We start from the raw sequence: 6,769 nt of genomic DNA, 5'->3' as shown, positions 1-6,769 counted from the left end.
TGGTATAAAAATCAGAAAATTCCAGATTTAAATGAGGGGTGCTGAATAGTTACGTTTTATTTATATGCATAAGCTATCCGTCGTATTTTATGTTGTTGAAATTGATATAAGTGACCCTGGCACTACCAGTCCTGCAGCGATACCCATGAGCGGATCGTCGGGGCCTGAAAAAATTCCATCCCACTGGTGGCGCATGGCGACCATTAATACTGCTTCAGTGGGTAATACTGCTTCAGTGGACAAATTTTCATCAGACCTGGCCATTGTCGACTACTATAAAACCATCTGGAATATTAACGTCTAGAGCTGATTATGCCTGGTGCCCTTGAAGATATCCGGGTGGATTCCGACAGCCGGGACACCCTGCTTGATGACCTTCTGAATACCTGCTGTGCCAGACCGTTTGATCTGCTCGGCTGGCATCGGGTCGGCAGGGGGCTGGTAGTCAGGATCTGGCGGCCAGATGCCATTGCTGTGGCGGTGATTGATGAGGTGACCGGGAATAACCTGGGTGCCGCTACCCCTATTGCACCGGGGCTATTTGAGCTGACATTTGTGGATATCCCACAGCCCCGGGCCTACCAACTGCTGGTCACCAATGCCCAGCATCACCAGTTCAGGGCCAGCGACCCTTATCAATTCTCCAGCCTCTGTGGTACCGAGCCGGTAATCCGCCACCACTGGCTGCACCATACACTGGGAGCCCACCGCCATTCGGCGACGCTGTCAGGCCATAGCTGGCAGGGCGTCATGTTCCGTGTTTACGCGCCCCATGCCCGCAGTGTCAGTGTGATTGGTTCATTCAACCACTGGGATGGTCGGCTGCACCAAATGGCCAGCAGTGACACGGGGATATGGCGGTTATTTATTCCTGAAGTGACAGCGGGTGATCTCTATAAATTTGAGCTGAAAGATCAGAACCGGCAGCTACTGCCCCATAAGGCGGACCCCTTTGCCTTTTATGCCCAGCAGCCACCGGGGAATGCATCCATTGTCTATGATTCCCGGCAATATCAATGGCAGAGCAAGGCCTGGCGCCAGCACCAGGGGCTGGACCGACCGGTGAGTATTTATGAAGTGCATCTGGGCTCCTGGAAAAAAGACAACAGCGGTCAAATACTTAATTACACTGAACTGGCTGAACAACTGGTGCCTTATGTGCAGGAGATGGGGTTTACTCATGTTGAGTTTCTCCCTGTTCATGAGCACCCCTTTAACGGCTCCTGGGGCTACCAGCCGGTGGGCCTGTTTGCGCCAACCAGCCGTTACGGCGATCCGGATGGTCTGAAAACATTAATAGACCGGTTTCATGATGCCGGTATCGGGGTCATTCTTGACTGGGTGCCGGCACACTTTCCCTCTGACAGCCACGGCCTGGCCCACTTTGATGGCACCCATCTGTATGAATATGCGGACCCCCTCAGGGGATGGCACCCGGACTGGCAGACCCATATTTATGACTACGGACGCCCGGAAGTCAGAAACTTTCTGATCAGTAATGCGCTGTTCTGGTTTGAACAGTTTCATGTGGATGGTCTGCGGGTGGATGCGGTGGCTTCCATGCTTTATCTCGATTACTCAAGGGGGGAAGGGGAGTGGGAACCCAATATTCTGGGGGGCAATGAGCACCTTGAGGCTGTCCAGTTTATCAAGGAGCTGAATGAGGCCGTATACCTGAACTACCCCGATGCCATGATGATTGCGGAAGAGTCAACCAGCTGGCCCGGCGTCTCCATGCCTACCTACGACAACGGGCTGGGGTTTGGTTACAAGTGGAATATGGGGTGGATGCATGACACCCTGAATTACCTGGCCCGCAATCCGGAGCATCGCCGTTATCACCATGACCAGATCTTATTCAGCATGGTGTACAACGACAGTGAGCACTTTATTCTACCCCTTTCCCACGATGAGGTGGTCCATGGTAAAGGCACACTGCTGAGCCGGATGCCCGGTGATGAGTGGCAGCAGTTTGCCAATCTACGTGCCTTGTACGATTATATGTTTGGCCACCCCGGTAAGAAATTGTTGTTTATGGGTGCGGAGCTGGGGTCGCGCCATGAATGGCATCACGATGGTCAGCTGGACTGGTTGCTGCCGGAGGAAAATGCCCACTCCCGTGGGTTGACTGCCATGGTCAGGTATTTGAATGGTACTTACCAGTCCTTACCCGCCTTATGGCAATCCGATTATGACCCAACGGGGTTTCAGTGGTTGATTACGGATGATGAGCTTCAGTCAGTGATTGCTTTCAGTCGGCACACATTCAGTGACTCACCGGTTGTGGTCATTGTTAATTTTACCCCGGTGGTCAGGCCCCATTACCGGTTGGGAGTCCCCGGGGCTGGTGTCTGGCAGGAGGTGTTCAATTCCGACAGCCCTGAGTTTTCCGGCAGCGGCGTTGTGAATGAGCTGCCCCTGGTCACTGAGCCGTTGCCAATGCATCATCAGCGGCATTCAATAGTGATGACGTTACCGCCATTGGCGACTGTGTTTTTACATCTGGCGGAATAATTTTTATTAAGGAATTACCAACATGAGTCATTTCTTTACGCCGGATGACTACGCCATTGCCGTGGCTGAGTCACCCATTGCCAAATACGTTTACACCCCTTATGTAACTGGAGCGTTCAGGAAGCACCCGGTGAATTCTGTGCTGGATCTGCGCTGCAGCGAGGGTTTCTTTTCCCGCCTTGCCCGGGCGGCCGGGGCAGAGTATGTGGTGGGTGTGGATCAGTGCCCGGCCCTGCTGGAACGGGCGATAGAGTTGAATGCATCTGCTGACGGCGGTATTGAGTTCAAGCAGGCGGACCCTACGTCATTGCGGCTGGACCGATCATTTTCGGCGGTGTGTGCCTTCTGGCTGACCTCCCGCCTGGCCAGCCTGAGCCACCTGAAAGAGTTGGCCGAAACCCTCGCCTATCATACGTCACCGGGTGGTTATAGTTATCTGCTGGCCATGGATTCTGAGCGTCATGCCCGGGTGCAGGGTAATCCAAAAGCACCGGATGACTGCTATGGAAAAAAAGTGGACGCTGTGGCAAACCTGCGCGATGGTGATCCCTTTGAGTTGACCATTCAAGTGGGTGATACGGCAGTACATTTTACTGATTACTGCTGGTCCACCGATACGATTGTGCAGTGCTTGACAGAAGCAGGCTTTGCCAACGTGGATGTACTTTACCCAACTGTGTCTGAAGAAGGGCTGAAGGCGAAGGGTAGCGATTACTGGGCAGCCTATCAGGCCGATCCGTTTGTTGTGGCGATTGAGGCGTTCTTGAAGTGAGCCTGCCGGAGCATTCGGTATTAACTCATCGTCTTCTATATCAATAAGATTTTTGAACTGCAAAAAGATAAAAGCACTGGAACCACAAAGGCACAAAGACACGAAGGAACAAAAGTTTTTTATGGGCTTACCCAAGCGACGCCCGGCAAACAAAAAAGCGTCCTTCTTTGTGTCTTCGTGTCTTTGTGGTTCAAAAAAAACCGGCTAATTCAAAGCCTGTTGCTTCATCACCTGCAGCAGTGCCTGAACCGGATGTGGAATCTTGCCGTCGCCATAACGTTTCACCTGGCTGCGGCAGGAGTACCCGGTAGCCACCAGTTTGCCACTGTATTCAGGGTTTTGCACAACGTCCTTCCAGCTCATGTCGTAGAGTTTTCTTGATATTTCCTGATTGCGGGTTTCATGGCCATAGATGCCCGCCATGCCACAACAGCCAGTGGCTTTATAGGTGAGTTTAAGGCCCAGGTCATTGAATAACTGCTGCCATTGGGCAGGGGCGGCAGGGACATTGGAGATTTCTGTGCAGTGGCCCAGTAGTACAAAATCTTCTGCCTCAGCATTGCCAAGGTTCAATTGCAACTGACGTATTGTTTCTGACTGTCTGGCAAACCATTCGGACAGGAGCAGTACTTCCGGGGAGCCGTCAGCCATAAGGGAGCCGTCAGCCATGAGAAAGTTTTCGCCCATCACTTCGTGGTATTCATCCCGGTAGGTCAGGGTAACCGCCGCATCAATGCCCACCAGGCTGATGCCACTGTTGGCCAGTGCCTTGAGCTCCTCACCATTGGTTCTGGCAATTTTTTCAAACCGTCCCAGGAAACCATAAACATGGAGTACTTTACCATTGGGTCGGTAAGGGGCAATCAGGGGGCGGTAGCCAAGACGAATCAGCAGCTCCACCAGATCGGTGAGCAGGGGTGTTTCAAAGAAGCTGGTAAAGGCATCCTGGATAATGATGACGGTTTTATCCCGTTCACTGTCCGGGATGGCATCCAGCAACGTGCGGTTGGCAATGGCCGCACCAGCACGACAGCAGTCGTTAGTCGGCGATGAGCTGGTAATGGCCGGAATATCCTGCAGACCAATGGTTTTGCTGGCAAGGGTATTGGCCACTGACCAGCCCATAATCAGATTGTAAGCCGGTTTGATTTTGGCCAGTAGCGGCAGCATTGGCTCCAGCAAACCGGCCACATGGTGTTTTACCGGCCTTGGGTAGCGGCTGTGATAAAGTTCAAAATAACGGGAACGCAGGTCGGGCACATTGACCTGAATCGGGCATTGCCCGGCACAGGACTTACAGCTCATGCAGTTGTCCAGCGCCCCATATACCTGGTGGCTGAAGTCCTCTTCACCCCGCCATTTGTTCACCAGGTTAATCAGCTTCTGGCCACCGTTGTAGAGTGGGCCCGCCTGACGGATCTTTTGGCTTTCGCCAGCGATGTCGGCACCAGCGGCGGTTTGTAACCGCAGCCATTCCCGTACCAGGCCTGAGCGGCCTTTCGGGGATTGTATCCGGTCATAGGTGGCTTTCCAGGTGGGGCACATGGCGCTGTTGGGGTTGTAATTAAAGCAGGCACCGTTGCCATTGCAGTACAGGCTACTGGTGAAGGCGGCAAAGGCATTGCGCTCAATTTCCCGGTCCTGCTGGCCACGGGTGGGCACTTCATCAATCTTCAGTAGCTGAACCGGTTCGGTGGCGGGGGTGGCAATCTTGCCGGGGTTTAGCTGGTTGTAAGGGTCAAATACGCCTTTAATTTCCTGCAGTACCGGGTAGAGGTCGGCAAAGAAGTCCGGCGCGTATTCTGAACGAACACCTTTACCATGCTCACCCCAGAGTACACCACCATGGCTTCTGGCCAGTGCCGCCACGTCATCACTGATTAACCGGACCAGTTTCTCCTGTTCCGGGTCTTTCATGTCGATGGCCGGGCGAACATGGAGAACACCGGCATCCACATGCCCGAACATGCCATAGGACAAGTGGTGACTGTCCAGTAGTGCCCGGAACGCTTGAATAAAGTCGGCGAGATTTTCCGGGGGAACCGCCACATCTTCCACAAATGGTATAGGGCGAGCGTCGCCTTTCATATTGCCCAGCAGTCCGACAGCCTGCTTGCGCATATGCCAGATTTTTTTCACATTGCCGGTGCCTTTCACGACGCTGTGACCGGCACGCCAGATACTGACCGGTTCTTCCAGCACGGCTTTCAGACGATCGATACCCTGCTGAATCTCCGCTTCATCGTCACCGGTAAACTCGACAAAGTTGATGCCGTCAATATCATCACTGTATCGGGGAAAGAACGCTTTGACGCTTTCCCAGACACTGTCGGCCTTTGCCAGCCCGAGCACACGGGAGTCGATGGTTTCAATGGAACCTGGCCGGGCAGACATCAGTATTTGGGCATCCTGCAGCGAGTCCTGGAAGCTTTTATAGAAAACCAGCACCAGGGCAGACTGTTTCGGGATAGGCAGCAGGTTAACTTTAATCTCACTGATGATGGCCAGAGTACCCTCGGAACCACAGAGAATGGCATTGAGATCATGGTGGTTATTTTTATTGACAATATTGGCCAGGTCATAGCCGGTGAGGTTTCGGTTCAGGTCAGGGAATACTTCAGTCACCTGTTGTTTATATTCGCGGTAGGTCTTTCTCAGGATGTTATAGATCTCACCGATACGATCCTGCCGATGACACAGTTGCTCAAGTTGGTCGTTGTCCACCGGAGAAGAGTTCCACACCGTGCCATCGGCCAGCACTGAGGTCAGTTCAAGTACATGGTGCCGGGTTTTGCCATATACCACAGAACCCTGGCCGCTGGCATCGGTATTCACCATGCCACCCACGGTGGCCCGGTTGCTGGTGGAGAGTTCCGGGGCAAAGAACAGGCCTTCTTTAGCCGCCAGCTCGTTCAGGTAGTCTTTGACCACGCCGGATTGAACCCTGGCCCAACGCTCTGAGGTATTGATCTCCAGCACCTGGTTCATATAACGGCTGGTGTCCACCATAAAGCCTGACGTGAGCGACTGACCATTGGTGCCGGTACCGCCACCACGGGGCGACACCACGATCTGGTGAAACTCCGGTTTATTGGCCAGGGTGAGAATCTTGCTGATATCTTCTGTTGAGCGAGGGTAGAGTACTCCCTCGGGCAGTACCTGGTAGATCGAATTATCTGTTGCCAGAACGGTTCGTTCGGCAAAACCCAGCTCAATATCCCCACTGAATCCAGCTTGGGCCAGTTCACTGGCAAAGTGGTTATATAAGATATTTGTCGTTTTCTGATCCAGCCTGCTGATCACCGCTTTACTCCCCATCAGTCCTGTGGGTTATTGTACGTAAAGCAAGGGTGGCAGGGAACAAAATGGCGGGTTTGGGCTTAACCCTGGTGCATCTTCCTTAAAAGACTTTCACCACAAAGACACAAAGGAAGATAAAAGAAATCTTTTCTTTTTGTCTCTGTGTCTTTGTGGTTCAAAAAA

General features: G+C 52.9%; 4 protein-coding genes. 3 read left to right on the top strand and 1 reads right to left on the bottom strand.

All coding sequences use genetic code 11. The annotated features are described in order from the left end of the window. Positions 1 to 64 precede the first annotated feature (64 nt). Genes KDK14_RS07210 through KDK14_RS07200 form a run of 3 tightly spaced genes read left to right on the top strand, consistent with a single transcriptional unit; the run spans position 65 to position 3,286 of the window. Positions 65 to 304, top strand: a complete 240-nt coding sequence (locus KDK14_RS07210; protein ID WP_257264374.1) for a glycogen/starch/alpha-glucan phosphorylase — start codon at positions 65 to 67, stop codon at positions 302 to 304. Positions 305 to 312: 8 nt separating this feature from the next. Continuing rightward, positions 313 to 2,514, top strand: coding sequence for a 1,4-alpha-glucan branching protein GlgB (gene glgB / locus KDK14_RS07205; protein ID WP_257264373.1), 2,202 nt, complete (start codon positions 313 to 315; stop codon positions 2,512 to 2,514). Between the two features lie 22 nt (positions 2,515 to 2,536). Next, a complete protein-coding gene (locus tag KDK14_RS07200) occupies positions 2,537 to 3,286 on the top strand; it encodes a trans-aconitate 2-methyltransferase (RefSeq protein ID WP_257264372.1) in 750 nt (249 codons plus the stop codon). A 204-nt stretch (positions 3,287 to 3,490) separates the two neighbouring features. On the opposite strand, the gene KDK14_RS07195 is transcribed toward KDK14_RS07200, so the two are convergent. Beyond that, positions 3,491 to 6,604 (bottom strand): FAD-binding and (Fe-S)-binding domain-containing protein, encoded by a 3,114-nt coding sequence (locus tag KDK14_RS07195; RefSeq protein WP_257264371.1) that lies wholly within the window; start codon positions 6,602 to 6,604, stop codon positions 3,491 to 3,493. Between the last annotated feature and the right edge of the window lie 165 nt (positions 6,605 to 6,769).

Origin of the sequence: Endozoicomonas sp. ONNA2 (assembly GCF_024606365.1) — a bacterium.
In the GTDB taxonomy this organism is placed as follows: domain Bacteria; phylum Pseudomonadota; class Gammaproteobacteria; order Pseudomonadales; family Endozoicomonadaceae; genus Endozoicomonas.
The sequence above is the reverse complement of the archived record's forward strand: the minus strand, read 5'-3'. Positions and strand labels throughout refer to the sequence as shown.

Excerpts from the sequence above, each read along its gene's own strand:
- KDK14_RS07200 (WP_257264372.1), top strand. The coding sequence starts at position 2,537 with ATGAGTCATTTCTTTACGCCGGATGACTACGCCATTGCCGTGGCTGAG.
- KDK14_RS07210 (WP_257264374.1), top strand. The coding sequence starts at position 65 with ATGCATAAGCTATCCGTCGTATTTTATGTTGTTGAAATTGATATAAGT.
- glgB (WP_257264373.1), top strand. The coding sequence starts at position 313 with ATGCCTGGTGCCCTTGAAGATATCCGGGTGGATTCCGACAGCCGGGAC.
- KDK14_RS07195 (WP_257264371.1), bottom strand. The coding sequence starts at position 6,604 with ATGGGGAGTAAAGCGGTGATCAGCAGGCTGGATCAGAAAACGACAAAT.